Below are 26,363 nucleotides of genomic sequence, written 5' to 3'. Positions count from 1 at the left end.
AAAATGATTATTACAGAAAACAATACTGTTGCAGAAGTTGTAACAAATAATATAAAAACTGCAGATATTTTTAAAAAACATGGAATAGATTTTTGCTGTGGAGGAGGAGTATCAATTAAAAAAGCTTGTGAAAAAAATAATGTTGTGTTTTCTGATTTAGAAAAAGAGTTATTAAATGTAAATAATAAAGTATCAATTGCTAATAATTATGATAGTTGGAAATTAGATTTTTTAGTAGATCATATAGAAAATATTCATCATAAATATGTAGAAGAAAATACATCAATAGTATTACAATATGCAGCAAAAGTAGCTAAAGTACATGGACATCATTATGTAGAAGTTGTTCGTATAAACGATCTTTTTATAGAGGTTGCTAATGAATTAACAACGCATATGAAAAAAGAAGAATTAATTTTGTTTCCTTTTATAAAACAGTTGATAAAAGCTGAAGAAAAAGGTGAAAAAGTAAATTTACCTCATTTTGGTACAGTGAATAATCCTATAGCAATGATGGAAGATGAACATGAAAATGCAGGAGATATTTTTAAAGAAATTAAAAAATTATCTAATAATTTTACGCCACCAGAAGGTGCTTGTAACACGTTTAAAGCTTTGTATTCTAAATTAGAAGAATTTGAACAAGATTTACACCAACATATTCATTTAGAAAATAATATATTATTTCCTAAAGCAGTTTTACTAGAGAAACAAAATAGACAATAAGACATTTAGAAAGCCCCAAAGTTAGTGAAGAATTGGATGTTAATGTTTTATTAGCATCCAATTTTTAATAATAATAAATAGCTATTATACTTTTCATTAATGATAATAATCATGTTTTTCAGGGTATATTAAGAATACATTGCAAGCTTATTTAAAATGAATTAAATATTTAAATTAAAAGATGAAAAACGCACATTCATTTCATATTCCAGTTATGGGAATTGGATTTACAATAGATTCTCCTCTAAAAGTAGCTCAATATGGTATAGATTCTGTTATTTCTTTAGTAGATGATATTCTAGTTGAAAAAATGAGAAAAGTTTATAGTGAAAAATTTGAACTTCCTTATAAAGAAATTACAGATAAAGTTGAAGACTTTAGAGCTAAAAGAATTACTTCTTACTTAAATTTATTACACGAACAAACAGAAGAAAAATTTAATCAATTAAAGAATATTACTTCAGAAAAAAGTAAAGCTTTTAAAGATTACATTCATATGTTACCAGAATATTCTTCAATAAAAAAAGAGTTTAATAAGCTTACAGAAGAAGGTGTAGATTTTAGTAAAATAAAAGATTGGGCAAATAAAAATTTATCAATGGGTAGTATTGATGTTAATATTATGACCAAGATTGATAAAGGAAATTACCTTAATAAAGAGTTGTTGCCTATAGAGTTTAATGATGCTCATGCAGCATTAAGAGGTTTTTCTGAAAGTAAATTAGCATCATCTCTTGTACTTTCTGCAGGTATGAATCCAAGATTGTATTCTTACATGAGTAATTTTAATGATTTTTTTCCTGACGCTAAAGGATACATAAAAAAGAAAATTATTTTAAAAGTAAGCGATTATAGATCTGCATTTATCCAAGGAAAATTTTTAGCTAAAAAAGGTTTATGGGTTTCAGAATATAGAATAGAATCTGGATTAAATTGTGGTGGACATGCTTTTGCTACTGAAGGTTTTTTAATGGGACCTGTTTTAAAAGAATTTAAAGAAAACAAAGAAGTTTTAAAAAATCAAACACAAACTTTATTGATTGATGCTTTAAAAGAAGCTAATAAAGTTATACCAGAAAACGATTTAACACTTAAAATTACAACTCAAGGAGGTGTAGGTACAGATGAAGAACATACTTTTTTAATGAAAGAATATGAATTAGATTCTGTAGGTTGGGGTAGCCCATTTTTATTAGTACCAGAAGCAACAAGTGTAGACGAAAAAACTTTAGATCAATTAGTAAAAGCTAAAGAAAAAGATTTGTATTTAAGTAATAGTTCTCCATTAGGGGTACTTTTTAACACGTTAAAAGGAAATACAAAAGATGTACAAAGACAAATGTTAATAGATAAGGGTAGACCAGGTACTTCATGCCCAAATAAATTTATAGCATTAAATACAGAGTTTAAAGAATCTGGTTTATGTACAGCTTCTAGAGAATATCAGCATTTAAAATTAAAAGAAATAGATGTTTTAGAACTTACAGCAGAAGAAAAAGAAAAGCAAGTAAATAAAGTAACAGAGAAATCTTGTATTTGTGTAGGTTTAGGAACATCAACTTTACTTTTAAACAATGTAAGTACTAAAAAAACAGGAGATGGAGTTTCTGTTTGTCCAGGCCCAAATATGGCTTATTATGATAAAATTGTTAGTTTACGAGGTATAACAGATCATATTTATGGAAGAGACAATATGATTACCAGAACTGATAGACCTAATGTTTTTATAAAAGAATTATCTCTTTACATAACTCATTTACAAGATAAAGTAGATGAATTAAAGACGAATTTTGATAAAAAGCAATTAAGATCTTTAACTAAATTTAAAAAGAATTTAGAGGCAGGAATTAATTATTATAATGATTTGTTTTTAGAGAAAAAGGAAGCTTTTATTACTCAAAAAAATGAACTTTTAAATGCTCTTAAATTAGAACATAATAAATTGTTATTAATTGGTGTAGAAATAGAAGGTCTTAAATAACAAGTATTATAAAACATAAAAAAAACCTCTTTCAAATATTTGAAAGAGGTTTTTTTTTAATATTTATCTAGAATTATGATCTAGTAATTGTTTGTTTTCTATCTGGACCAACAGATACAATAGATACTGGAACACCTGTTTCTTTTTCAATAAAAGCAACATAGTCTAGTAAATTTTGTGGTAATTGATCTTCTGAAGTCATTTTTGTTAAATCATCTTCCCATCCTTTAAATTCAGAATAATTTACAGAAACGTTTTCTGGTTCTATATTATATGGTAAATGATTAATTTCTTCTCCTTTATAAGTGTAAGAAGTACAAACTTTTAATGTATCAAATCCAGATAAAACATCACCTTTCATCATCATTAATTGTGTAACACCATTAACATCTACAGCATATTTTAAAGCAACTAAATCTAACCAACCACATCTTCTTGGTCTACCAGTTGTAGCTCCAAACTCATGACCAACTTTAGCCATAGTAGCTCCATCCTCATCAAATAATTCAGTAGGGAAAGGTCCAGAACCAACACGTGTTGTATAAGCTTTAAAGATTCCAAAAACTTCACCAATTCTGTTAGGAGCAACTCCTAAACCAGTACAAGCACCAGCAGCTGTTGTGTTAGATGAAGTAACAAAAGGATACGTTCCAAAATCAATATCTAATAAAGAACCTTGAGCTCCTTCTGCTAATATTGTTTTCTTTTCTTTAATAGCATTGTTTAAAAACTCTTCACTATCTATAAAAGCTAAAGTTCTTAATTTTTCAATTCCTTTACAAAATTCTGCTTCTAATTCTTTTAAATCATATTCTATTTGAACATCAAAGAATTCTAACATTTTAATATGCTTTTCTGTTAAAGCATCATATTTTTCTTTCCAGTTGTCTAATTCTAAATCACCAACTCTCATTCCGTTTCTACCAGTTTTGTCCATATAAGTTGGACCAATACCTTTTAATGTAGAACCAATTTTAGCTTTTCCTTTAGATGTTTCTGAAGCAGCATCTAAAAGCCTGTGTGTTGGTAAAATTAAATGTGCTTTTCTAGAAATTAATAATTTAGATGTATAATCAATTTCATGTTTATCTAAATTTTCTAATTCTTTTTGAAAAATAACAGGGTCTATTACAACTCCATTACCAACTACATTTAAAGCTGTTTTATGAAAAATTCCTGAAGGAATTGTATGTAAAACATGTTTGTGTCCATCAAAAATTAAGGTATGTCCTGCATTTGGTCCTCCTTGAAAACGAGCAATAATGTCGTAATTTTTGGTAAGTACATCTACAATTTTACCTTTTCCTTCATCTCCCCATTGTAATCCTAGTAATAAATCTACAGCCATTGGTTGTGTTAATTTGTTGTTGTTTGTTGTATTGTGTTTGTTAAGATTTGTTCTTTTTTGTTCCGTAAAAATAAAGTGAATGACTATGAATATCAATATCAAAAATTTCTTCTATGCTTTTTTTGATAATTTGAATTCTTGGATCACAAAATTCTTTTACATCTCCAGTATCTGTAAAAATAACATGATCATGATTTTTATCGAAGTAACTTTTTTCATAACGAGCCATAGATTGTCCGTCAAATTGGTGTTTTCTTACCAAACCACAATCTAAAAGTAAGTCTATTGTATTATAAAGTGTAGCTCTACTAACTCTATAATTTTTGTTTTTCATTTTAATATATAAAGATTCTATATCAAAATGTTCATCAGCTGCATATATTTCTTGAAGTATAGCATAACGTTCTGGAGTTTTTCTATGCTTTTTCTCTCCTAAGTAGGCAGTGAATACTTTTTTTACTATTTCTTGATTTTCAAGAGAATTACTCATTTTATGAATGATTTTTTACAAAAAGACAAAAATACAGTTATTTCTGAATAAAATAAGACTTTTAATCAATTGATATTTACAAAGTATTAACACGTTCTACTTTTTTCATACCTTCTATTTTTTTTAGACTCTTCATTAACTTATCTAATTGCGAACTATTCTTAACGCTTATAGAGACTTTACCATCAAAAACACCTGCATTTCCTTTAATGTTTATACTGTTAATAAAAACTCCCATATTGTTAGAAATTATACGTGTAACATCATTTGCCATACCTTGATTGTCTACTCCAGACAATTGTAATATTGCTTTAAAATCTTGTTTTGTAGAATCAATCCATTTTGCGGGCATAATTCTATAAGCATAATTAGATTGTAATGATATTGCATTAGGACAGTTTTTTTTGTGAACTTTTATACCATCATTTATAGTTAAGAATCCAAAAACTTTATCACCAGCAATAGGGTTACAGCATTTAGAAAGTTTATAATCTAATTTTTGTTCTTCTACACCAAAAACTAATGCATCAAATTTTTCGGTTATTTCTTCTGTTTCTTGAACCTCTTTTTCTGCTGTTTTTCTTCTTAATTTTGTTTTAAAGAAGTTTAAAATTTTACTATTTCTTTGAGAAACAAAAGCCTTTAATTGTGTATTGTCTATTGCTCCATTTCCAATTCTAAAAAACAAATCGAAACTAGTTCTTAATTTAAAAAAGTTAACAAGCTCGTTTGTAGTTTTTTCATTAAAAGGTATTTTTAAATGACGTAATTTACGCATTAAAACAGCTTTACCTTCTTCTGCTATTAGTTTTTCTTCTTCATTTAATGCAGCCCTAATTCTTGCTTTTGCTCTTGCTGTTATTACAAAATCTAACCATCTTGCATTAGGTTTGTTTGTAGCACTTGTAATAACTTCTATTTGGTCACCACTTTTTAGTTGATGACTTAAAGGCATTAATTTACCATTTACTTTTGCACCTCTACATTTTAAACCTACATCTGTATGTATAGAAAAAGCAAAGTCTAAAGCAGTTGCATTTTTTGGTAAAGATTTTAAATCACCTTTAGGTGTAAAAACATATATTTCTTTAGAGTATAAATTAAGTTTAAAATTTTCTACAAAATCTACCGCGTTTAAATTTTGGTTTTCTAATGTTTCTTTTAATTTATTTAACCAACCTTCTAAACCATTATCTTTTGCTACACCTTGTTTGTATTTAAAATGAGCTGCATAACCTTTTTCTGCAATTTCATTCATTCTGCTAGAACGAATTTGAACTTCTACCCACTGAGAATCTGGACCTACAACAGTTATATGTAACGCTTCATAACCTGTAGATTTTGGTTGAGAAATCCAATCTCTTAAACGTGATGGATTTGGTTTAAAGTAATCTGTAACAATGGTATATATTTTCCAAGCATCAAATTTATCATCATTAGAGTTTGGTTCGTAAATTATTCTAATTGCGTATTTATCATACACTTCTTCAAAAGTTACATTTTGATTTATCATTTTTTTACGAATGGAATAAATAGACTTAAAACGTCCTTTTATTTCATAATCAAAATTCTCTTTATCTAAACCAGATTTTAATGTATTTTCAAACCTCTCTAAATAATTTTGCTGTTCTTCTTTACTTTCTTTTATTTTACTTAATATGCCATTGTAAGCTTCTGGTTCTGTATATTTTAATCCTAAATCTTCTAATTCTGTTTTTATGTTATATAAACCTAATCTATGTGCTAAAGGAGCATAAATATACAGTGTTTCAGATGCAATCTTTACTTGTTTATGAGCAGGCATAGAATCCATTGTTTGCATATTATGGAGTCTGTCTGCAATTTTTATCAAAATAACTCTAACATCATCATTTAATGTTAATAGCATTTTTCTAAAGTTTTCTGCTTGTATAGATGCGTCTTGTTCTTTATTTAAACGAGAAATTTTAGTAAGCCCATTTACAATTTTAGCAATTGTTTTACCAAAAAGATGTTCCATATCTTCTGTAGTGTATTCTGTATCTTCTACAACATCATGTAAAAGTGCAGATGCTATAGAAACTGCATCTAAACCAATTTCATAAGCTACTATTTTTGCTACAGCAATTGGGTGATAAATGTAGGGTTCACCAGATTTTCTACGTTGTTTAGAGTGTGCATCAACAGCTATTTCAAATGCTTTTCTTATTAGGTCTTTATCTTCTTTAGATAAGACTTCATAAGTACCTTTAAGCAAATCTTTATAACGATGTGCAATTTCTTTATTCTCTTCTTCTATGGTAGCTGTGTATTCCAAATCTGTCTTCAAAATTAAGTTCTATCTCGATAGTGAATTTAGGAATAAGAATTAAAATAAACAAGAAATTAAGATTCTAAATTAGTAATTCTTTGTAATAATGTTGGATGAGAAAAATGAGCAAATACAAAAGCTGGATGAGGAGTTAAATTACTCAAACTATTTTTTGATAATTTTTTAAGAGATGTTATAAGGGCTTCAGATTCAAAAGTATCTTTAGCAAAGTTATCTGCTTGATATTCAAATTTTCTAGACATATAATTCATAAACAGTCCTGTAACTTCAGAAATTGGAGAATATAGAATTCCAAATGCAATTAAACCTATATGAAAACTTGGTGTAGAAACACCTAAAGCTTCTGATAAAAGAGGAGAACTTACAAATAGAGATAAAATAAAAAGTGTAAACCCTGTAAGTAAGATTGATGAAATTAGGTTAAAAATTATATGTTTTCTTTTATAATGACCAACTTCGTGTGCTAAAACAGCAACAATTTCTTTTGTACTTAAATCATTAATTAAAGTGTCATATAATGTAATTCTTTTTTGAGCTCCAAAACCAGAGAAATAAGCATTTGCTTTTGTAGATCTTTTAGAACCATCAATTACAAAAATATTATTGATTGTAAAACCTACTTTTTTAGCATATTTTTCAATTTCAGTTTTTAATTCTCCATCTTCTAAAGGACTTTGTTTATTAAATAAAGGAACAATTAATTTAGCATGAAACATATTAATAAACAATGAAAATGCAGCAACAAGAATCCAAGCATAAATCCAGAAGTTTTTACCTGTAACCTGATAAAACCATATTACAAGGGATAAAATTCCACCACCTAATAAAACACTAATAAAAAGTCCTTTAATTTTATCTAACCAAAATATTTTTTTTGTGGATTTGTTAAAACCAAATTTTTCTTCAATAACAAAAGTGCTATAATAGGATAGAGGAGTAGATACAATTTCTGACCCTAAAATGATAACACCAAAAAATATTAAAGCTACTAAAATTGGATTGTCTGTATAGCTTCTAGCAAAAGCATCTAAATATTTAAAGCCATCAATTAAAAAGAACACTAAGGTTAAAATAGTAGTAATAAAAGAAGTTATGTTTGAAAACTTTGCACTTGTTTTTTTATAAGATTGAGACTTTTTATACGCTTCTTCATCATAAACATCTTTTAGTTTTTCTGGAATTTCATCATCAAAACATCTTTCGTTTAAAGTGTCTAATATTTTATCAATTACAAAACTGATTATTAAAATTGAAATGATGATGTAGAATAGTGTTGTTGGTTGCATTTATTTCTTGCTTTTTTTACCTGCATAAATTGCAGCCCCTATTATACCTGCATTGTTACCAAATTTTGCAACTTCTACAGGAACATCTACAATTAGATGTTCTTTAAATTTATCGAATTTTTTACTGATTCCTCCACCAATAATAAACAATTTTGGCGAGTGCAAAATTTTAACATGATTTAGAAAAATACCCACTCTTTTTGTCCATTCTTTTAGAGATAGGTTTTCTCTTTTTCTTGCAGAATCTGCTGCAAATTTTTCTATTATTTCTCCATTTGTATGATAAATTCTACCTAATTCTACATTAGGAATTAATTTACCATTATAAAAAAGTCCAGAACCTATTCCTGTTCCTAAAGTTATTACAAAAACTTTTCCTTTAACACCTTTTCCTGCTCCCAATTCTACTTCAGCATATCCTGCTAAATCAGCATCATTACTTATATAAAATTTATTGCCATCACATTCTTTTTTAAAGAGTTTGTCAACTTTAACTCCAACCCATTTTTCGCTTAAATTTCCATGATGCATGCATTGGTTATCTACAATAATTGTTGGAAAACAGCATCCAACAGGTCCTTTCCAATCAAAAAAATTAACCATTTCTTTAATTACTTCAGCAATTGCTTTTGGTTCTGCAGGTTTTGGAGTATCAATTCTGTGTCTTTCAGAAAGTAATTCTCCATTTTTTGTGTTTACGATAGCAGCTTTTATTCCAGAACCACCAATGTCAATTCCTAATACTTTCATTAATTAAATTTTAAAATTTCTTTGTCTTTTAGCTTCAAATAAAATAATTGCAGCAGAAACAGATACATTCATGGAATCTATTTGCCCTTGCATAGGTATATTTACGTTTTGAGTAGCAGTTTCTCTCCAAATTTCTGTTAAACCTGTAGCTTCTGTACCTACAACAATTGCAGAGGCGTTTTTATAATTTTCTTTATGATATTCATTAGAGTTTTGTAAAGTAGCAGCATAAATATTAATGCTATTTTCTTTTAAAAAACCAATTATTTCTTCTGATGTACCAATTGCTATTTGATTTGTAAAAACGCAACCAACACTAGATCTAATAATATTTGAGTTGTACAAATCACTTTTAGGGTTTGCTATAAATACAGCATCTGCATTAGCAGCATCTGCAGTTCTTAACAATGCACCAATGTTTCCTGGTTTTTCTACACCTTCAGCAATTAATATTAAAGGAGATTTATTTTTAAAATGAACATTTTCTATAGAGAAGTTTTTTGCTTTTGTAACCGCTATTATTCCTTCTGTAGAACCTCTGTAAGCTAATTTTTGATAAACTTCTTTAGAAATTTCTATTCTATTTACATTAGAATTAAATAAATGTAAAATATCATTTTCTGATATTATTTCTGGAAAATAAAGAATTGTGTCAAACTCATATTTTGCAGATATTGCTAATGAAATTTCACGTTTTCCTTCAATAATAAATAATCCTTGTTTTTTGCGTTCTCGAGCTTTTTCTTGCAGTTTTAGCAAGTTTTTTACATAAGAATTATGAATGCTAGTTATTTCTTTCATTTGAAGCAAATATACCTAAATGTAGGTATTGATTAATAGTATATAATAACAATATTTGTATATCTGCTAATTTATAGTATTAATTATGTTGTTATGATTATTTGAATAAAAAAATACTTTGAAAAGGAAAAAGAAAATTTAGTTAGTAGATGTTTATTGAATTTAAAAGGCTCGCATTTTGCGAGCCTTTTTTATGAGTTTTATTTGGTTTTATATTTGTTAGAGTAACGTTTCCAAAGTTTTGTTTGGTGAGTTTCTAAGCTAATTTTTCTTCCTTGTATAAAGCCATCTGTTAAAATATTGCCTCTCATATCTAATGCATCTCCTTCAGATATAAATAGAGTAGCATCTTTTCCTACTTCTAATGTTCCAACAAAATTATCAATACCTAAAATTTTAGCATTATTACCAGTTATCATCTTTAAAGCTTCTTCTTTACCAATGCCAAAAGCGGCATAAGTACCTGCATAAAAAGGTAAATTTCTTGTGTTCATACGTTCCATTTGCCCTTCCATACCAAGACCAACTGTAATACCTTTATCAATTAAAACCTTAGCGTTTTTATATGATAAATCATAATCATCATCTTCTCCATTAGGAATTCTGTGAGATCTTTCAATAATAACAGAAATATTATTTTTAATTAATAAGTCTGCAACATTTTCAGCACCTTTAGCATGCACTAAAACAATATTTTTAATGCCCAAACTTTTAAATGATTTAATAGCATCTGTAATTTCTTTTTCTCCATTAACGTGAATAAAGATTTTTTGAGAACCATTAAACAAACCTTTTGTTGCCTTAAAAGGAAGATTTTCTGTAGTAGCACTATTTGCTAAAAACCTTTTTGCATCTGAGAAAAAGGATTTGATTTTATCAACTTTTTTAGAGTAATTTTTATCAGTTTTTAATGCAGGGTCTTCACCTAACCACCAACGTCCGCGAGTTAAACTATTTGGCCAATTTATATGAATTGCATCATCTTTCTTAATAGCAGCATCTTCCCAATTCCATGCATCAAATTGCATAATTGATGAAGTTCCAGAAATTGTTCCACCTCTTGGTGTAATTTGTCCCATAAAAACACCATTAGGACGCATAGATTCTACAACTTTACTCTCTGCATTATAAGCAATTAAACTTCTAATGTGTGGCAGCATAGAACCAACTTCATCCTCATCATCTGTAGCTCTTACTGCATCTATTTCTACCAAACCTAAAGATGCATTAGCAGCTATAAAACCAGGATAAATATGTTTTCCTTTTGCATTAATAATAGTTCCTATTCTTGCAATTCTCATCATTGCAGAACCTACAAAAGTAATTTTACCATTGTCAAACATTATTAAAGAGTTTTCTATTACTTCTCCATTACCTAAATGAGCTGTAGCTCCTTCTATAGTATAGGCTGTTGTTTGTTTTTTAGCAGGAGTTTGTTGTGCGTTTATGTTTCCTAAAAAGAATAAGAAACATAGCAAACTATATATATATTGTTTTTTCATTTTGTTTGTTTTTAAGTTCTTATTCTGTATCACAATGAAAGTGTTGATTACGTTTTTTCTTAGGCATCACAGTTTTTCCTCCATTCATTTTTTCAGCAAGCATCATTTTAATAAGTTTACTTTTTTCTGTTTTAATTGCTGCTCTTTTTTCTAAATCTTTTTCAATATCAAAATAAATTGTTCCATCTATAATTGTCTTTTCTGCTTTAGCGTAAATAGATAATGGGTTATGACTCCATAAAACTACATCTGCATCTTTACCTACTTTTATAGAACCAGTTCTGTTATCTAAATGTAAAAGTTTTGCTGGATTTATAGTAACCATTTTCCAAGCTTCTAATTCGCTTAAACCACCATATTTTATTGTTTTTGCAGCTTCTTGATTCAATCTTCTAGACATTTCTCTGTCATCAGAATTTATTGCTACAGTAATTCCTTGATTGTGCATTATTGCAGCATTGTAAGGAATTGCATCTAAAACCTCATATTTATATGCCCACCAATCTGAAAAAGTAGATCCTCCAACACCATGTTCTTTCATTTTGTCTGCAACTTTATAACCTTCTAAAATGTGTGTGAATGTGTTAATATTAAAGTTGAATTTTTCTGCAACTTTCATTAGCATATTAATTTCAGATTGTACATAAGAGTGACAAGAAATAAAACGTTCTTTATTAATTATTTCTGCCAAAGTTTCCATTTCTACATCTTTTCTATATGGTTTACCGCTTTTCTTTAAAGCATCATATTCTTTTGCTCTTTGAAAATAATCTATAAAAACTTGTTCTGTTCCCATTCTTGTTTGTGGAAAACGAATGTTATTATTTGCACCCCAATTAGATTGTTTTACATTTTCTCCTAGAGCAAATTTTATAAATTTAGGCGAGTTATTATATATTAATCCCTCTGCATTTTCTCCCCATTTTAATTTGATAATTGCAGAACGACCTCCAATTGGATTTGCAGAACCATGTAATATTTGTATGGATGTTACTCCTCCTGCTAAATTTCTATAAATATTCATATCATTAGGATTAACAACATCTTCAATAGAAACTTCTGCAGTAGAATTATGACCAGCTTCGTTAACTGCAGATGTAGCAATATGCGAGTGTTCATCTATAATTCCTGCAGTTAAATATTTTCCAGTTCCGTCAATAACTTTAGCTCTTCTAGATTTTAGGTTTTTACCAATTTCAACAATTTTACCATTCTTAATTAAAACGTCTGTGTTTTCTAAGATTCCATCTTCTTCTGATGTCCAAACTGTGGCGTTTTTAATTAAAATAGTTTCTTGTTTTGGTAATGTAAAGTTTCCATAACCTACATTAGGAAAACTTACAGGTAAAACAGTAATAGCATCATTTTTTTTATTACTTGCTTTTTTCTTTTTACTGTCTTTTTTTACTTTTTTAGAAGCAGACCATTGAGATTCGTTACCAGCTTCATCATAAGCAGTTCCTTGCATTAGGTTAGAAGCGTTTATAGTTTGACCAACTAATCTTGTAAAGCCATTGTCCATTAAAGTAAGATGAATCCATCCATCTTTATATGAAAATTTAGATTTTACTTTTTTATCTCCTTTTTTTACAGAAGCACTTTGTTTTGCTCCTTTTCCAGATATTGAAAGAGTATAATTTTCATCATTTAAACTTACCATATAATCTCCAGTAATATCTTTAATGTTCATGTTGTTAATAACAATTTTATCTCCCTGAACCCAGTTTTCATATATAGTTGTTTTGCTATTAAAAACATCTCCAGAGGTAATAATAAAGTTTGCATAACTACCTGTATTTAAATTACCAATATTTGTTTTACCTAATAAATTAGCAGGAATTGTTGTTAAAGAAGCTAAGGCTTGTTCTTTACTAAAACCATATTTAATAGCTTTTTGTAAATTTTTATGGAAAGAATTAATTGACTTTAATTTATGAGTAGTTAAGGCAAAATTAATTCCGTTTTTAGCTAAAACACTTAAGTTAGATGGATCTTGGTTCCATTTACGCATATCACTTAAAGCAATTTGTTTTGCTATTAAAGGGTTACTTACATCATAAGCATTTTGAAAATTGATAGGAATTATTAAGCTAGCATTGGTGTTTTTAATTTCGTTTATTCTTTCATATTCATCACCACCACCTAAAATTGTATATTGAATATTATTTTCGTCACCAATTTTATCTGCTCTTAAAATATCTAACCAACTGCCACCTTCAAAAATTTGTAATAAATTTTTATTAGCATTTAAAGCTTCTAAAGACTTGTCTTTATTTTTTGTATTTCCTTCTTCATACCATTTAGCATCTAAATACATTTGGCGTAATAAAGCCATAGCTCCCATTTTTGAAGTAGGATAAGATTGTCTTGATAAAACACTTTTTTTAAATGATAAATATTGAGCAGAAGAGTTGTCTAAAATTCTATAAGCATCACTAGAATTTGAGTTTAAAGCTACTAACATTCCTTTTCCACGTACAATTCCATCTTGCACATGACTATTTACAGTACCAAAACCAGCTTTTAAATAATCTAAAGCTTTTTTGGAGTCAAAATGAAATGAGTTTGAAGCTTCTGTTTCTGGTCTTACATGATCATTCCAATAAAACCCTTTTCTACCAGCATCATATTGAGGTCTTCTGCTACTAGAAGAAACTTTTTTAGGTTTAGCTATCCCAAAATTAGAGTACATGTCAATAAATGAAGGATATATATTCTTTCCTTTAACATCTATAATTTCAACTCCTTTTGGTAATGAAACAGATTTTCCAACAGCTAATACCTTACCATCTTTAATTAATAAAGTTCCTTTTTTTATAATTTTTTGGGGAGTTACATAAATTGTAGCGTTTTTAAATGCTAAAATTTTGTTGTTTGTAGTTTTTACTCCTGTATTTGTTGGAAAATATTCTTGCGAGTGCAAAGAAAATGCTACAAATAGGGAGAAAAATAAGAGTAATTTTCTCATATAATAAAATATTAGTTAGTTTTAATTAACTCACAAAATAATTAGAAGGAATTTGTAAAATGTTAAAAGAAGTTATTTTAACAAAAATTTAAGGAAATTAAGTGTGTAATGAAGTTTCAAAATAACTGATTAAAAGATCTACAACATAATTGTAAGATTGCACACCTTTGTCTTGTTTGTTAGCTTTTAAATAAGCATTGTAGCCTTTTTTTACTAGTGGTTCAAAAGGATTTTTGTATTGTTGCCAATGCACATAGCTGTAATTAAAATCTTTAACAATTCCTTTATTTACAGTTTTCCAAAGTTCTTTTGATAATTTTCTATCACGTTTTCTAATTTCAGTAATACAATAAATAAAAGCCATTCTATAACTTGCATATTTAAAATAGATGTCATTATTATAATTGGCAGCTAAAAAACCTACAAAATTAGCTTCATTTTCGGCAGCAAAACCAATTTGATGTGCCATTTCATGACATGTTGTAGTTGGGTAACTAGTTTTAGGAATTTTATCGTTTACTTGTGCTTCACCTGTTAATGGATTTAGATAGCCAGAAGTACCATTATAAGATTGTAACAAACTCATTAAAGAGCTTTTAACAGATGTGTATTTGTATTGTAATTGAGGGAAATCTTTAGACAAATTATCATATCCAGAAATTGCCATTTTATACATTTCTTTTGGTTGATAGGGGTTTTCAACTTTTAAAGTGTCGTTTTTTGTAATATTAAATTGAAGAACATTTAATTTTTGTATAATCTGTTCTGTAACTTTTTGAAGTTGTTCTGTTGTATATTTTGATTGCGAGAATCCTAAGTTTTTTGCCAAGGGTTCTCTGTAATAATTTAATCCCCAAAAAATATAAAAGCAAAAATAAATAACGGATAAAACAGCAGTAAAATGAATTATTTTTGGAATAAAATTTTTAAATCTATTTTTTATCAATTTATAAAGAAATCTAATAAAAATAAAAAGCCCAAATCCTAATAAAAGGTCTCCAAAAGAAAAAGGAATCCAACCTAAAATAATTCTAAAAAATGATGAAATATAAGGGTAAATTCCATTAGAATAATATTGTTCTATAAACTTAGGATTTACTGCTACCAATTTCATTAAAAGAATTTGAACAGGCAGTAATATTGCTAAAAAAATATGTTTTTTATTCCATTTCATTGTGGTAAAAATAACAAATCAAAATAGAAGTTGACTGGTTATTAACAAGATAATAACAATTTTGTTTACAATAAATGTTTACAAATTAAAGTTAATTTTTAGAAAGGACATTCAACCTAAAAAAGTACATTTGTCATAATGGAAAAAACGACTCCTGTTACAGGCAAAAAGATAGATAAATCAAGATTAGTACAGTTAGAAAAAGGTAAAATACCTCCTCAGGCTATTGAATTAGAAGAGGCAGTTCTTGGTGCAATGATGATTGATAAAAAGGGTATTGATGACGTTATCGACGTTTTAAGTGCAGATGCTTTTTACGATCAAAAACATCAAGAAGTGTATGCTGCTATTTATGAATTATTTCAAAATTCAGAACCAATAGATCTTTTAACGGTTTCTAACTTGTTAAAAAAGAATGGTAAATTAGAATTTGTAGGTGGCGATTTTGCTTTAATTCGTTTAACTCAAAAAGTAGCTTCATCTGCACATATTGAGTTTCACGCAAGAATTATACTTCAAAAATATATTCAACGAAAATTAATTTCAATTTCTAGTGAAATTATTGAAAACGCATATGATGAAGGTACAGATGTATTTGATTTATTAGATGATGCAGAGGCAAAACTTTTTGAAGTAACTCAAGGAAATTTAAAAAAGAGTTCTGAAGATGCAGGCTCTCTTGTAAAACAAGCTTTAAAAAAGATTCAAGAAATTGGTAACCAAGAAGGAATGTCTGGGTTAGCAACAGGTTTTACCAAGTTAGATGCTTTAACTTCTGGTTGGCAACCCTCAGATTTAGTTATTATTGCAGCACGTCCAGGTATGGGAAAAACGGCATTTGTAATTTCTATGGCAAAAAATATGGCTATAGATTTTAATCATGGTGTTGCAGTTTTTTCTTTAGAGATGTCTTCTGTACAGTTAATTACACGTATGATATCTTCTGAAACTGGTTTAACTTCAGAAAAATTAAGAAAAGGAAATTTAGAACCACATGAGTGGGAACAGTTAAATGTAAAAGTTAAACGTTTGTCTGATGCTCCTATATTTATTGATGATACTCCATCTTTATCTGTATTCGATTTAAGAGCAAAAGCAAGAAGGTTAGTATCTCAGCATAATGTTAGAATTTTGGTTATTGATTATTTACAATTAATGACTGCAGGAGGAAAAGCTGGAGGAAACCGTGAACAAGAAATATCGATGATTTCTAGAAATTTAAAGGCTTTAGCAAAAGAATTATCTGTACCTGTAATTGCGCTTTCTCAATTATCTAGGGCAGTAGAAACACGTGGAGGATCTAAAAGACCATTATTGTCAGATTTACGTGAATCTGGTGCAATTGAACAAGATGCAGATATTGTGTCGTTTATTTTTAGACCAGAATATTATGGAATGACAGAATGGGATGATGATGAGCATACACCTTGTGAAGGACAAGGAGAGTTTATTGTTGCAAAGCACAGAAATGGTGGATTAGACAATATTCGTTTAAAATTTACTGGGCATTTAGCAAAATTCTCAGATTTAGAAGAAGGTTTTAGCTCAGAATTTCAATCATCTATGAATGCAGATTTCCCTGAAGATCCTTTTGGAGGTTCTAATGAAGGAGGAATTGATCCAAAAGATGCTTTTGGTGATGATGATGTTCCTTTTTAGTCGATAATCGACATTAATTAAAAAACAATAAATTATAGAAATACACAATTGCTTCATAGTAATTGTGTATTTTAGTTTTTAATATGAAAAAACTCTTTATTCTTTTATTTTTCCTATTTATTTCAAACTCAATTTTGGCATCATTTATTTATGTACCCATGAGTCATGATAATCAGAAAAACCATTTAAAAGCCTATGGAATAGTTTATTTTTCTTTAGAAGCAGGTTTAAAATCAAAATGGTTATTAAATTATGATGGTGGAGCTTTTTTAATAGAAAACAATAAAATTGTAGAAAACGAATGTAAAATACGCGGTGTTTCTTACCAAGTAATTTCTGATGCTAAATCGCAATTAATTTTACAAGAAATTTCTTCTCCGTCTTCAAATCAAGAAGCAGTAACTCTAGAAAAAGCACCAAAAATTGCAGTATACTCACCAAAAGATAAAATGCCTTGGGATGATGCTGTAACTATGGTTTTAACCTATGCAGAAATTCCTTTTGATGTTGTATATGATAAAGAAGTTTTAGAAGATAAGTTACTTATATATGAGTGGTTGCATTTACATCATGAAGATTTTACAGGTCAATATGGACGTTTTTATGGTTCGTTTAGAACTGCACCTTGGTATATAAAAGGAAAATTACGTTCAGAAAAACAAGCTAAAGAATTAGGTTTTACTAAAGTTTCTCAAGAAAAATTAGCAGTGGCTAAAAAAATTAGAGACTATGTAATTGGTGGAGGTTTTATGTTTGCAATGTGTTCTGCAACAGATAGTTTTGATATTGCTTTATCTGCAGAAGGTGTAGATATTGCAGAAGCAATGTTTGATGGTGATGCATCAGAACCTAACTATCAATCTAAAATAAATTATAATAAAACTTTTGCATTTAAAGATTATCAGTTAATTAGAAACCCTACTACTTATGAGTTTTCTACTATAGATATGACTCGAAAACGTAAAATTCCAAAAACTTCAGATTATTTTTCTTTAGTAGAGTTTTCTGCAAAATGGGATCCTGTTCCTACAATGTTAACCCAAAATCATACAACTCTAGTAAAAGGATTTATGGGACAAACAACTTCTTTTGATAGAAATACGGTTAAAACGAATGTATTAGTTTTAGGTGAAAATAAAGTTAATAGAGAAGCACGTTATATACATGGTACTAAAGGTAAAGGAATGTTTACTTTTTATGGAGGCCATGACCCTGAAGATTATAGCCATAGAGTAGGAGACCCAAAAACAGAATTAGACTTGCATCAAACTTCACCAGGATACCGTTTAATATTAAATAATGTACTATTTCCTGCAGCAAAGAAAAAGAAGCAAAAAACGTAGTTTTATATAGGAAATTATAGCGTATTTGCTTATCTTTAAAACAGTTAATTCATAAATCCTTAATTATGAAAAATTGTTATATATTATTTTATTTTTTGTTAGTTTTTGTTTCATGTCAAAAAGATATTGAACCAGTAAATGAATCTTTAGATCCAGATTTGGTTTGTGAAGATTGTGATATAAATATTGTTAAAGATTCTGATCGTTTAACACAGTATAATGAAGTTGTAACTTTCTCTAAAAGAAAGGTTAAAACTTCGAGTTCTGAAGTTTTAAAAAATACCAGTATATCATTTACTTTAAGAGCAAAATTAGCACCATTGCATGTATTGCATAAAGGTCAAGATGTTTTGTTAAATGCAAACCATGTAACTGTAAGTGGTAAAAAGGTTGCAGCTTCATATAGTTTGGTTGGAGAACCTTATTCTGGTGCAGTTGATGTTTTATTTGCACCAAAAGGAGAACCCGTAAATTTACAAGGTACTTTAGAATTACCTAATAGAGATGTGGATGCTGTATGTATATTTCAAACGAATACTTTGTTTTTAGGAGGTGGGTTTGATGTTACCGAACTTTATGGTGGTGATTACCCTTCTTTTCTTGGAAGATATAATTTAAAATATAATAATAAAACAGAGGTTCTAAGTATTAGTCAAGACAACCTTATTCACTCTAAATTTGGAAACAAATTAAGAAGTTTAAAAAATAACAAAGGTTTTATTTATGGTTCAGGTGGTGGTAATTCTGGAATTATTTTTGCAATTGATGAAGAGACAAATAACCTTATAAAACATGATAGTAATGAAACTGAAGGTTTATTTATCTTAGATACTTCTCTAGAAATTAGGTCTAATATTTATTATTTTGTAGCAACAGCTTATAATAATACAACTAAAGAATTAAAAGCATTTTCTTACATTATTTCTAAAGATACCAATAAAATGACTCTTAACTACGAAGTTAGTTTAGGAACTTTTGATTTAAATGTTGAAGCAAAACATAGTCTTGCTTTACCAAGAAAAAATGTTTTAGTTGTAAGTTTAGGAAGTGGAGGTATTGGTGTGTTTAATTTAATTAATGATGGAGTAAATACAAAAGCTGAATTAAGTCATCAACTTAAAGATGAAATATTAGACTCAACCAAACCAAATCATGTAGTTAATTCGTTTACATTTTCTTCAGATGTATTTTATGTTGCAGCTGGTGAAGCAGGAATTTATATTATTCCATATATATCAAATCTTAGTAAATTAGATGAAAACTTTTATCATATAGATTCTAAACCAGGTGTATCAATCAATAGTATTGGTAAAAGTGAAGATGAATTAGTTGTGGCTACTACAGAAGGGGTGAGTATCTATTCTATTGATAATTAAAATTTAAATTATATCCTATTATTTAATACTTATCATTTAATTTAAATAATTATTTACATTTTTATTGTCTCAATTATTAAAAATAGTACTTTTGCCACTTATTAAATAAAACAACACAATGCCTACAACACAACAATTACAAGATTTTACGCAACAAGTTCGTAGAGATATTTTACGTATGGTTCATAAAGTAAGTTCTGGTCACCCAGGAGGTTCTTTAGGATGTGCAGAGTTTATTACTTGTTTATACCAAGAAGTAATGGAATATTCTACAGATTTTGATATGGACGGAAAAAATGAAGATTTATTCTTTCTTTCTAATGGTCATATTTCACCTGTATTTTATAGTGTTTTGGCACATAGTGGATTTTTTCCTGTAGAAGAATTAAATACATTTAGATTATTAGATTCTCGTTTACAAGGACATCCTACAACTCACGAAGGTTTACCAGGAGTTAGAATAGCATCTGGATCTTTAGGACAAGGAATGTCTGTAGGTATTGGAGCTGCTCAAGCAAAAAAACTAAATGGAGATGATAAATTAGTATATACTTTACATGGTGATGGTGAATTGCAAGAAGGTCAAAACTGGGAAGCAATAATGTATGCATCAGCAAAAAAAGTAGATAATATTATTTGTACAATCGATTTAAATGAAAAACAAATTGATGGTACTACAGATGAGGTTTTAGCTATGGGAAGCTTAAGAGCTAAGTTTGAAGCTTTTGGTTGGGATGTTTTAGATGTAGAAAAAGGAAATGATATAGAAACAATTTTAGCTGGTTTAGCAGAAGCAAAAGCATTAACAGGTAAAGGAAAACCAGTTTGTATTTTATTACATACAGAAATGGGTAATGGAGTAGATTTTATGATGCACACTCATGCTTGGCATGGTAAAGCACCTAATGATGAGCAATTAGAAAATGCTTTAGCTCAAAATCCTGCAACTTTAGGAGATTACTAATTATATTCAAAAATATTAGAATTTAATATTATAAAGAGTTTTTCATTCATTTGAAAAACTCTTTTTTTATGTTTTTATTTAGAATTAATATGTAAGAATACTTCTATCTTTACAACTAATAAGTTAAAACTTTAAATCATTTAATTTTTAAATATATATATGAAAATAGGTATTGTTTGTTATCCTACATTTGGTGGAAGTGGAGTAGTAGCCACAGAATTAGGAATGGCTTTAGCAGATAAAGGTCATGAAGTTCATTTTATCACATACAATCAACCAGTTCGTTTAGATTTTATATCTCATCATTTACATTTTCATCAAGTTCTTTTAGAAGAATATCCTTTATTTCAATATCAACCCTATGAATTAGCTTTATCTAGTAAAATGGTAGAAATTGTAGAGAAACATGAATTAGAAGTTTTACATGTTCATTATGCAATACCTCATGCCTATGCTGCATATATGGCAAAACAAATGCTAAAAGAGAAAGGTATTTCTGTAAAAGTTGTTACTACTTTACATGGTACAGATATTACTTTAGTAGGTAGTCATCCAACTTATAAAACTGCAGTAGAGTTTAGTATTAATAATTCTGATGTAGTAACCTCTGTATCTAATGATTTAAAGAATACTACAAACAGACTTTTTAATATTAAAAAAGATATTAAAGTAATTTATAATTTTATTGATGTAGAAAAGTATGATATTACACATAATCAAAAATGTAATAGAATTGCAATAGCTCAACCAAACGAACGTATTTTAACTCACATAAGTAATTTTAGACCTGTAAAAAGAGTAGAAGATGTTATAAAAGTTTTCTATGAAGTTCAAAAAGAAATTCCTTCAAAATTATTATTGATAGGTGAAGGGCCAGATAGAGCAAAAGCAGAGAACTTGGTTAATAAACTAAATATAGCTGATGATGTTTTGTTTTTAGGAAACAGTTCTGAAGTAACTAAAATTTTATGTTATTCAGATATATTTTTACTACCATCTCAAACAGAAAGTTTTGGTTTAGCAGCCTTAGAAGCAATGGCAGCAAAAACGGCAGTAATATCTACAAATACTGGAGGGTTACCAGAAGTTAATATTAATGGAGAAACTGGTTTTTTAAGTGATTTGGGAGATATTAATGACATGGCAAAAAATGCAATTTCAATTTTAAAAGATGATGATACATTAAATTCTTTTAAAACAAATGCAAGGAGGCATACTAAGAGATTTTCTTTAGAAAATATATTACCAGTTTATGAAGAAATTTATAAATCTTGTTATAAAAGTAAAGTTTTATAAAAAACAAAAAGCTCAAACATAAAGTTTGAGCTTTTTAGTTTATGATTTCTTTGAAACATTATTTTCCAAAAAGTCCTCCAAGTAAACTTCCAATTCCTCCAGATTTTTTATCACCTCCTAAAAGCATTCCTGCAACATCGTCTACAACACTTCCATCACCATCTGCATCTAATACTTTTTCTAAAAAAGTTTGTTCTTGTGTAACAGGTCCAGATTGACTTGCTCCCCCTAATAAACCACCTAAAAGACCAGTTAAATCACCAGAGTTACTTATGTTTTGCTGTTGTTTTTGTTTTCCTAAAACCCCCATTAAAATAGGAGCAGCTACTTTTAAAATGTTTCCAACTGCACCAGCATCTAAACCAGATTTTTGTCCAATAACTTGTTCAACTCCTTGTTGCTTACTTCCTAAAATATGACCTAATATTCCAGCTCCATCTTGTTTTACACTTTCATCAACTCCACCACCAAATAATCCACCAAGATTATCTAAAATACTACCATCATGTTTGCTAGATAAAGCCCCCATTAATCCTTCAGCACCTTCTGGTGTAGAAGCATTTCTTTCCATAGCTTTCATTAAAACAGGTAATGCCATTGTTAAAACGCTACTTGTTTTACTAGAATCATTTCCTGTAGAACCAGAAACTCCTGATATAATTTGTTTTCCTAAATCACTATTTAATAAGTCTAAAATACCTGCCATTTTTTGTTTTTAATAATTAATATGAATGTTTTCTAATTTTATGACACAATATACAAATAAAGTCACATCACCTTATAATTATTTTTTTTACCTTTCAAAAATCTTACTAACTATAAATTATTTAATGAAAAAACTAGCATTACACTGGAAAATATTAATAGGAATGGTTCTTGGAATCATCTTTGGATTTATTATGAACTCTGTAGATGGAGGAAAAGGTTTTGTTACAGATTGGATAAAACCATTTGGTACCATTTTTATAAACTTATTAAAATTAATAGCAGTGCCATTAATTTTAGCTTCTTTAATTAAAGGAATTTCTGATTTAAAAGATATTTCTAAAATTAAAAAAATGGGGCTTAGAACTATGGTAATTTATATGATGACTACTTTAGTTGCCATAATTATAGGGTTAGGAATTGTAAATGTTGTTAAACCTGGAGCAGGAATGTCTGCAGATACTATAGAAAAAATTAAGGCTAAATACGAAACTTCTTCTGGTGTTGTAGATAAGTTAGCAAAAGCTTCTGCACAAAATGATGCAGGCCCATTACAAGCTTTGGTAGATATTTTTCCAAGTAATATTTTTACTTCTTTAGGAAATGCTAGTATGTTACAAATTATCTTTTTTGCACTTTTTGTAGGAATTTCTTTATTATTAATTCCAGAAAAAAAAGCAAAACCTTTAATGGATTTCTTTGATTCATTAAACGAAGTTGTAATGAAAATGGTAGATTTAATTATGCTTTTTGCACCTTATGCCGTATTTGCATTATTAGCCAATGTAATTATTGCTTTTGATGATACTGAGATACTTTTAAAACTGTTAGTTTATGCAATTTGTGTTGTTGCAGGATTATTATTAATGATAGGTTTTTATTTAATAATGGTAAGTGTTTACACAAAAAAATCTCCACTTTGGTTTTTAAAACAAATTAGTCCAGCACAATTATTAGCTTTTTCTACAAGTTCTAGTGCAGCAACTTTACCAGTTACAATGGAAAGAGTTGAAGAACATATTGGTGTAGATAAAGAGGTTTCTGGTTTTGTTTTACCTGTTGGAGCCACTATTAATATGGACGGAACAAGTTTGTATCAAGCAATAGCAGCAGTTTTTATTATGCAAGTTATTTGGCCAGAAGGTTTAACTTTTTCTAATCAGTTAATAATTGTAGCTACAGCTTTATTAGCTTCTATTGGTTCTGCTGCAGTACCAAGTGCAGGTATGGTTATGTTAGTAATCGTTTTAGAATCTATAGGTTTTCCTGCAGAATTATTACCAATTGGATTGGCATTAATTTTTGCAGTAGACAGACCTTTAGATATGATGAGAACTACTGTAAATGTTACTGGAGATGCAACAGTTTCTATGATTGTGGCAAAATCTTTAGGAAAACTACATGACCCTCAACCAAAAGAATGGGATGATAATTATGAAAATGTAAAATAAATTTTAAAAAAAATACTACTATGAATGTTTGTTTTTTAATGTATCCTTGGGAAAGTATAAAATCTCCAGAAAACGATACTTCTTTAACTTTAATACACGAATGTGTAAAACGTGGTCATGGAGTTGCAATTTGTACACCTTCTAATTTAACTATTAGAAATAGTGTAACCAATGCTTTTTGTACTATTCTAAATAGAGTAGATAAAATATCAAGTAATATTAAGAGTTTTTATAAATCTACTACTACAAGAGTAGAAATGTTGCCATTAGCTGGTTTCGATGTTATTTTTATGCGTGCAGAACCGCCTTTAGATCCGTTAATGTTAAACTTTTTAGACTCTGTAAAAGATGATGTTTTTATTATAAATTCAGTACAAGGATTGCGTGAAGCAAACAATAAATTGTACACTGCAGTTTTTGAAGATCCAAATAATGAAATTATTCCTGTTACACATGTTTCTAAGAATAAAGATTATTTAATTCAAATGATAGAAGAGTCTCCTTCAGATAAAATGATTTTAAAACCGTTAAATGGTTTTGGGGGTTCTGGTGTTATTTTAATAGAAAAATCTGCAATGGGAAATATTAACTCTTTGTTAGATTTTTATATTAGTAAAAGTCAAGGAGGATCAGAATACGTTATTCTTCAAGAATATATAGATGGAGCAGATAAAGGAGATGTAAGAATTTTAATTTTAAATGGAGTGCCAATTGGAGCAATGAAAAGAGTTCCAGGAGATAAAGATCATCGTTCTAATGTTTCTGCAGGGGGTACTATAGAAAAGCACAAATTAACAGCAGAAGAGAAAAAATTATGTGCTAGAATTGGACCTAAATTGGTTAAAGATGGTTTGTATTTTGTTGGTATTGATGTAATTGGAGGAAAGTTAGTGGAGGTAAATGTAATGTCTCCAGGAGGAATAACTTATATGAATAAAGTATATAAAACAAGAATTCAAGAAAAGGTAGTTAACTTTATGGAAAGTAAAGTGTTAGAAAAAGACGCTGCTTTTAGAAGAAAATCATCATTTAAAAAATTAGTAGACGAAGCTTAATATGTCTTTAAAATTACCTAAACCTTTAGTTTCTGCTTCTTGGTTGTTATCTCATTTAAATGATAAAAACCTTATTGTATTAGATTGTACAATACCTAAAGTAACAGCTAAAAAAACATTAATAGAACAAAAAAAACAAATTAAAGGCGCTCTTTTCTTTGATATAAAAAACGTGTTTTCAGATATTAAAGCACCATTTCCAAATACTGCTTTATCACCTCAAGAATTTGAGTTAAAAGCACAAGAATTAGGAATAAATAAGAGTAGTATTATAGTTTGTTATGACGATTTAGGTGTTTATTCTTCACCAAGAGTTTGGTGGCTTTTTCAATTAATGGGCTTTAAAAATATTGCAGTTTTAAATGGAGGTTTGCCAAAATGGAAAGAAGAAAAATTTCCAATAGAAAATCAACAAAAAAATAATTTATCTAAAGGTAATTTTAAAGTTGATTATCAGCCTCAGAAAATAACATATACAAAAGAAGTTTTATCTAGTTTAGAAGATAAAAATATTTTAATTGCAGATGCACGTTCTAAAGGACGTTTTTATACAACTGAACCAGAACCAAGAAAAGAAGTAAAAGGAGGACATATTCCTAATTCTGTTAGTTTTCCATTTGGTAATATTTTAAAAGATGGATTAGTAAAACCTAAAGAAGACCTGTTAAAAATATATAAAGAACTAAATCCTGATGAAAAAGAGTTAGTTTTTACTTGTGGAACAGGAATTACAGCATCAATTTTAGCTTTAGGAGCAGCAATTACAAATCAAAAATCTTATGCTGTTTATGATGGTTCTTGGACAGAATGGGGTAGTACAGAAGGTTTACCAATAAGAAATTTAATATGGAAAATATAAATTGGAGTAAAAATGAATTTTTAGCATATGTATTATTGTATGCTGCACATTGTAATTTTTTTGAATCTAAAGAAGAAGAAAATTATATTTTATCTAGAGTAAATGAAGCTACTTATCATAGAATTCATACAGAAGTTGTTATAGATTCTGATGAAGATAGCTTAAATAAAATTCAGCAATATATTTTTGATAATAATTTTGATGAAAAAGAAAAAGAGGCTTTAATAAAAGATATAAAAAATGTCTTTTTTGCAGATGGATCTGTAGATGTTTTAGAAAGGAAAGTATTTGGTATTTTAAAGAAAATTATTCGTTAAA

General features: G+C 28.4%; 21 protein-coding genes. 11 read left to right on the top strand and 10 right to left on the bottom strand.

Annotated features, from left to right (window positions below; all coding sequences use genetic code 11):
* Positions 1 to 3 precede the first annotated feature (3 nt).
* Together ric and MPF13_RS10200 are read left to right on the top strand one after the other, a co-directional pair.
* Positions 4 to 726: an iron-sulfur cluster repair di-iron protein gene (gene ric, locus MPF13_RS10205; protein ID WP_249982416.1), complete on the top strand. Its 723-nt coding sequence runs from the start codon at positions 4 to 6 to the stop codon at positions 724 to 726.
* Positions 727 to 907: 181 nt separating this feature from the next.
* Complete coding sequence (locus MPF13_RS10200; RefSeq protein WP_249982415.1) at positions 908 to 2,707, top strand: hypothetical protein; 1,800 nt, start codon at positions 908 to 910, stop codon at positions 2,705 to 2,707.
* 73 nt (positions 2,708 to 2,780) lie between these two features.
* On the opposite strand, the gene MPF13_RS10195 is transcribed toward MPF13_RS10200, so the two are convergent.
* From MPF13_RS10195 to MPF13_RS10155, 9 genes are all read right to left on the bottom strand, one after another.
* On the bottom strand, positions 2,781 to 4,055 hold the full coding sequence (locus MPF13_RS10195) for an adenylosuccinate synthase (RefSeq protein ID WP_249982414.1): 1,275 nt from the start codon (positions 4,053 to 4,055) through the stop codon (positions 2,781 to 2,783).
* Positions 4,056 to 4,095: 40 nt separating this feature from the next.
* Positions 4,096 to 4,545 (bottom strand): Fur family transcriptional regulator, encoded by a 450-nt coding sequence (locus MPF13_RS10190; RefSeq protein ID WP_249982413.1) that lies wholly within the window; start codon positions 4,543 to 4,545, stop codon positions 4,096 to 4,098.
* A gap of 76 nt (positions 4,546 to 4,621) precedes the next feature.
* A complete protein-coding gene (locus MPF13_RS10185; protein WP_249982744.1) occupies positions 4,622 to 6,841 on the bottom strand; it encodes a RelA/SpoT family protein in 2,220 nt (739 codons plus the stop codon).
* 68 nt (positions 6,842 to 6,909) lie between these two features.
* Positions 6,910 to 8,142, bottom strand: a complete 1,233-nt coding sequence (locus tag MPF13_RS10180; RefSeq protein WP_249982412.1) for a M48 family metallopeptidase — start codon at positions 8,140 to 8,142, stop codon at positions 6,910 to 6,912.
* The gene (ppgK, locus tag MPF13_RS10175; RefSeq protein WP_249982411.1) at positions 8,143 to 8,892 is read right to left on the bottom strand and encodes a polyphosphate--glucose phosphotransferase; all 750 of its coding nucleotides are present in this window, start codon (positions 8,890 to 8,892) and stop codon (positions 8,143 to 8,145) included. It lies immediately after the preceding gene.
* Between the two features lie 3 nt (positions 8,893 to 8,895).
* A complete protein-coding gene (locus MPF13_RS10170) occupies positions 8,896 to 9,693 on the bottom strand; it encodes a TrmH family RNA methyltransferase (RefSeq protein ID WP_249982410.1) in 798 nt (265 codons plus the stop codon).
* A gap of 200 nt (positions 9,694 to 9,893) precedes the next feature.
* On the bottom strand, positions 9,894 to 11,195 hold the full coding sequence (locus MPF13_RS10165) for an amidohydrolase family protein (protein WP_249982409.1): 1,302 nt from the start codon (positions 11,193 to 11,195) through the stop codon (positions 9,894 to 9,896).
* 19 nt (positions 11,196 to 11,214) lie between these two features.
* Positions 11,215 to 14,163, bottom strand: coding sequence for an amidohydrolase family protein (locus MPF13_RS10160; RefSeq protein ID WP_249982408.1), 2,949 nt, complete (start codon positions 14,161 to 14,163; stop codon positions 11,215 to 11,217).
* Between the two features lie 97 nt (positions 14,164 to 14,260).
* Positions 14,261 to 15,337: a DUF3810 domain-containing protein gene (locus MPF13_RS10155; RefSeq protein ID WP_249982407.1), complete on the bottom strand. Its 1,077-nt coding sequence runs from the start codon at positions 15,335 to 15,337 to the stop codon at positions 14,261 to 14,263.
* 138 nt (positions 15,338 to 15,475) lie between these two features.
* Here MPF13_RS10155 and dnaB point away from each other — a divergent pair, with 138 nt between their 5' ends.
* From dnaB to bshA, 5 genes are all read left to right on the top strand, one after another.
* On the top strand, positions 15,476 to 16,996 hold the full coding sequence (dnaB, locus tag MPF13_RS10150) for a replicative DNA helicase (RefSeq protein ID WP_249982406.1): 1,521 nt from the start codon (positions 15,476 to 15,478) through the stop codon (positions 16,994 to 16,996).
* A gap of 158 nt (positions 16,997 to 17,154) precedes the next feature.
* Positions 17,155 to 18,339 (top strand): asparagine synthetase B, encoded by a 1,185-nt coding sequence (locus tag MPF13_RS10145; protein WP_249982742.1) that lies wholly within the window; start codon positions 17,155 to 17,157, stop codon positions 18,337 to 18,339.
* Between the two features lie 65 nt (positions 18,340 to 18,404).
* Positions 18,405 to 19,715, top strand: coding sequence for a hypothetical protein (locus MPF13_RS10140; protein WP_249982405.1), 1,311 nt, complete (start codon positions 18,405 to 18,407; stop codon positions 19,713 to 19,715).
* 118 nt (positions 19,716 to 19,833) lie between these two features.
* The gene (locus tag MPF13_RS10135) at positions 19,834 to 20,679 is read left to right on the top strand and encodes a transketolase (protein ID WP_249982404.1); all 846 of its coding nucleotides are present in this window, start codon (positions 19,834 to 19,836) and stop codon (positions 20,677 to 20,679) included.
* A gap of 159 nt (positions 20,680 to 20,838) precedes the next feature.
* Positions 20,839 to 21,975: an N-acetyl-alpha-D-glucosaminyl L-malate synthase BshA gene (gene bshA / locus MPF13_RS10130; protein WP_249982403.1), complete on the top strand. Its 1,137-nt coding sequence runs from the start codon at positions 20,839 to 20,841 to the stop codon at positions 21,973 to 21,975.
* 58 nt (positions 21,976 to 22,033) lie between these two features.
* Here bshA and MPF13_RS10125 read toward each other — a convergent pair whose 3' ends face one another.
* Positions 22,034 to 22,681: a DUF937 domain-containing protein gene (locus MPF13_RS10125; RefSeq protein WP_249982402.1), complete on the bottom strand. Its 648-nt coding sequence runs from the start codon at positions 22,679 to 22,681 to the stop codon at positions 22,034 to 22,036.
* Between the two features lie 124 nt (positions 22,682 to 22,805).
* Between MPF13_RS10125 and MPF13_RS10120 the strand changes: the two genes are divergently transcribed.
* From MPF13_RS10120 to MPF13_RS10105, 4 genes are read left to right on the top strand one after another with little or no spacing between them, the layout of a single operon-like run.
* Positions 22,806 to 24,131 (top strand): dicarboxylate/amino acid:cation symporter, encoded by a 1,326-nt coding sequence (locus MPF13_RS10120; RefSeq protein WP_249982401.1) that lies wholly within the window; start codon positions 22,806 to 22,808, stop codon positions 24,129 to 24,131.
* Between the two features lie 20 nt (positions 24,132 to 24,151).
* Positions 24,152 to 25,186, top strand: coding sequence for a glutathione synthase (gshB, locus tag MPF13_RS10115; RefSeq protein ID WP_249982400.1), 1,035 nt, complete (start codon positions 24,152 to 24,154; stop codon positions 25,184 to 25,186).
* A 1-nt stretch (position 25,187) separates the two neighbouring features.
* Positions 25,188 to 26,045, top strand: coding sequence for a sulfurtransferase (locus tag MPF13_RS10110; RefSeq protein ID WP_249982399.1), 858 nt, complete (start codon positions 25,188 to 25,190; stop codon positions 26,043 to 26,045).
* Entirely contained in the window at positions 26,033 to 26,362 is a 330-nt protein-coding gene (locus MPF13_RS10105) for a hypothetical protein (RefSeq protein WP_249982398.1), read from the top strand. Before MPF13_RS10110 ends, MPF13_RS10105 begins: the two co-directional genes overlap by 13 nt.
* Position 26,363 lies beyond the last annotated feature (1 nt).

Source organism: Polaribacter sp. Z022, assembly GCF_023555495.1.
Classification (GTDB): domain Bacteria; phylum Bacteroidota; class Bacteroidia; order Flavobacteriales; family Flavobacteriaceae; genus Polaribacter.
Note: the sequence above shows the minus strand (reverse complement) of the source record. Positions and strands in the feature narration are given on the sequence as shown.

Bases quoted from the DNA above. Each gene is read 5' to 3' on its own strand.
- MPF13_RS10105 (WP_249982398.1), top strand. From the start codon at position 26,033: ATGGAAAATATAAATTGGAGTAAAAATGAATTTTTAGCATATGTATTA.
- MPF13_RS10120 (WP_249982401.1), top strand. From the start codon at position 22,806: ATGAAAAAACTAGCATTACACTGGAAAATATTAATAGGAATGGTTCTT.
- dnaB (WP_249982406.1), top strand. From the start codon at position 15,476: ATGGAAAAAACGACTCCTGTTACAGGCAAAAAGATAGATAAATCAAGA.
- MPF13_RS10160 (WP_249982408.1), bottom strand. From the start codon at position 14,163: ATGAGAAAATTACTCTTATTTTTCTCCCTATTTGTAGCATTTTCTTTG.
- MPF13_RS10140 (WP_249982405.1), top strand. From the start codon at position 18,405: ATGAAAAATTGTTATATATTATTTTATTTTTTGTTAGTTTTTGTTTCA.
- MPF13_RS10155 (WP_249982407.1), bottom strand. From the start codon at position 15,337: ATGAAATGGAATAAAAAACATATTTTTTTAGCAATATTACTGCCTGTT.
- ppgK (WP_249982411.1), bottom strand. From the start codon at position 8,892: ATGAAAGTATTAGGAATTGACATTGGTGGTTCTGGAATAAAAGCTGCT.
- MPF13_RS10200 (WP_249982415.1), top strand. From the start codon at position 908: ATGAAAAACGCACATTCATTTCATATTCCAGTTATGGGAATTGGATTT.
- MPF13_RS10170 (WP_249982410.1), bottom strand. From the start codon at position 9,693: ATGAAAGAAATAACTAGCATTCATAATTCTTATGTAAAAAACTTGCTA.
- gshB (WP_249982400.1), top strand. From the start codon at position 24,152: ATGAATGTTTGTTTTTTAATGTATCCTTGGGAAAGTATAAAATCTCCA.
- MPF13_RS10125 (WP_249982402.1), bottom strand. From the start codon at position 22,681: ATGGCAGGTATTTTAGACTTATTAAATAGTGATTTAGGAAAACAAATT.
- ric (WP_249982416.1), top strand. From the start codon at position 4: ATGATTATTACAGAAAACAATACTGTTGCAGAAGTTGTAACAAATAAT.
- MPF13_RS10195 (WP_249982414.1), bottom strand. From the start codon at position 4,055: ATGGCTGTAGATTTATTACTAGGATTACAATGGGGAGATGAAGGAAAA.
- MPF13_RS10135 (WP_249982404.1), top strand. From the start codon at position 19,834: ATGCCTACAACACAACAATTACAAGATTTTACGCAACAAGTTCGTAGA.
- MPF13_RS10145 (WP_249982742.1), top strand. From the start codon at position 17,155: ATGAGTCATGATAATCAGAAAAACCATTTAAAAGCCTATGGAATAGTT.
- MPF13_RS10190 (WP_249982413.1), bottom strand. From the start codon at position 4,545: ATGAGTAATTCTCTTGAAAATCAAGAAATAGTAAAAAAAGTATTCACT.
- MPF13_RS10180 (WP_249982412.1), bottom strand. From the start codon at position 8,142: ATGCAACCAACAACACTATTCTACATCATCATTTCAATTTTAATAATC.
- MPF13_RS10110 (WP_249982399.1), top strand. From the start codon at position 25,188: ATGTCTTTAAAATTACCTAAACCTTTAGTTTCTGCTTCTTGGTTGTTA.
- bshA (WP_249982403.1), top strand. From the start codon at position 20,839: ATGAAAATAGGTATTGTTTGTTATCCTACATTTGGTGGAAGTGGAGTA.
- MPF13_RS10165 (WP_249982409.1), bottom strand. From the start codon at position 11,195: ATGAAAAAACAATATATATATAGTTTGCTATGTTTCTTATTCTTTTTA.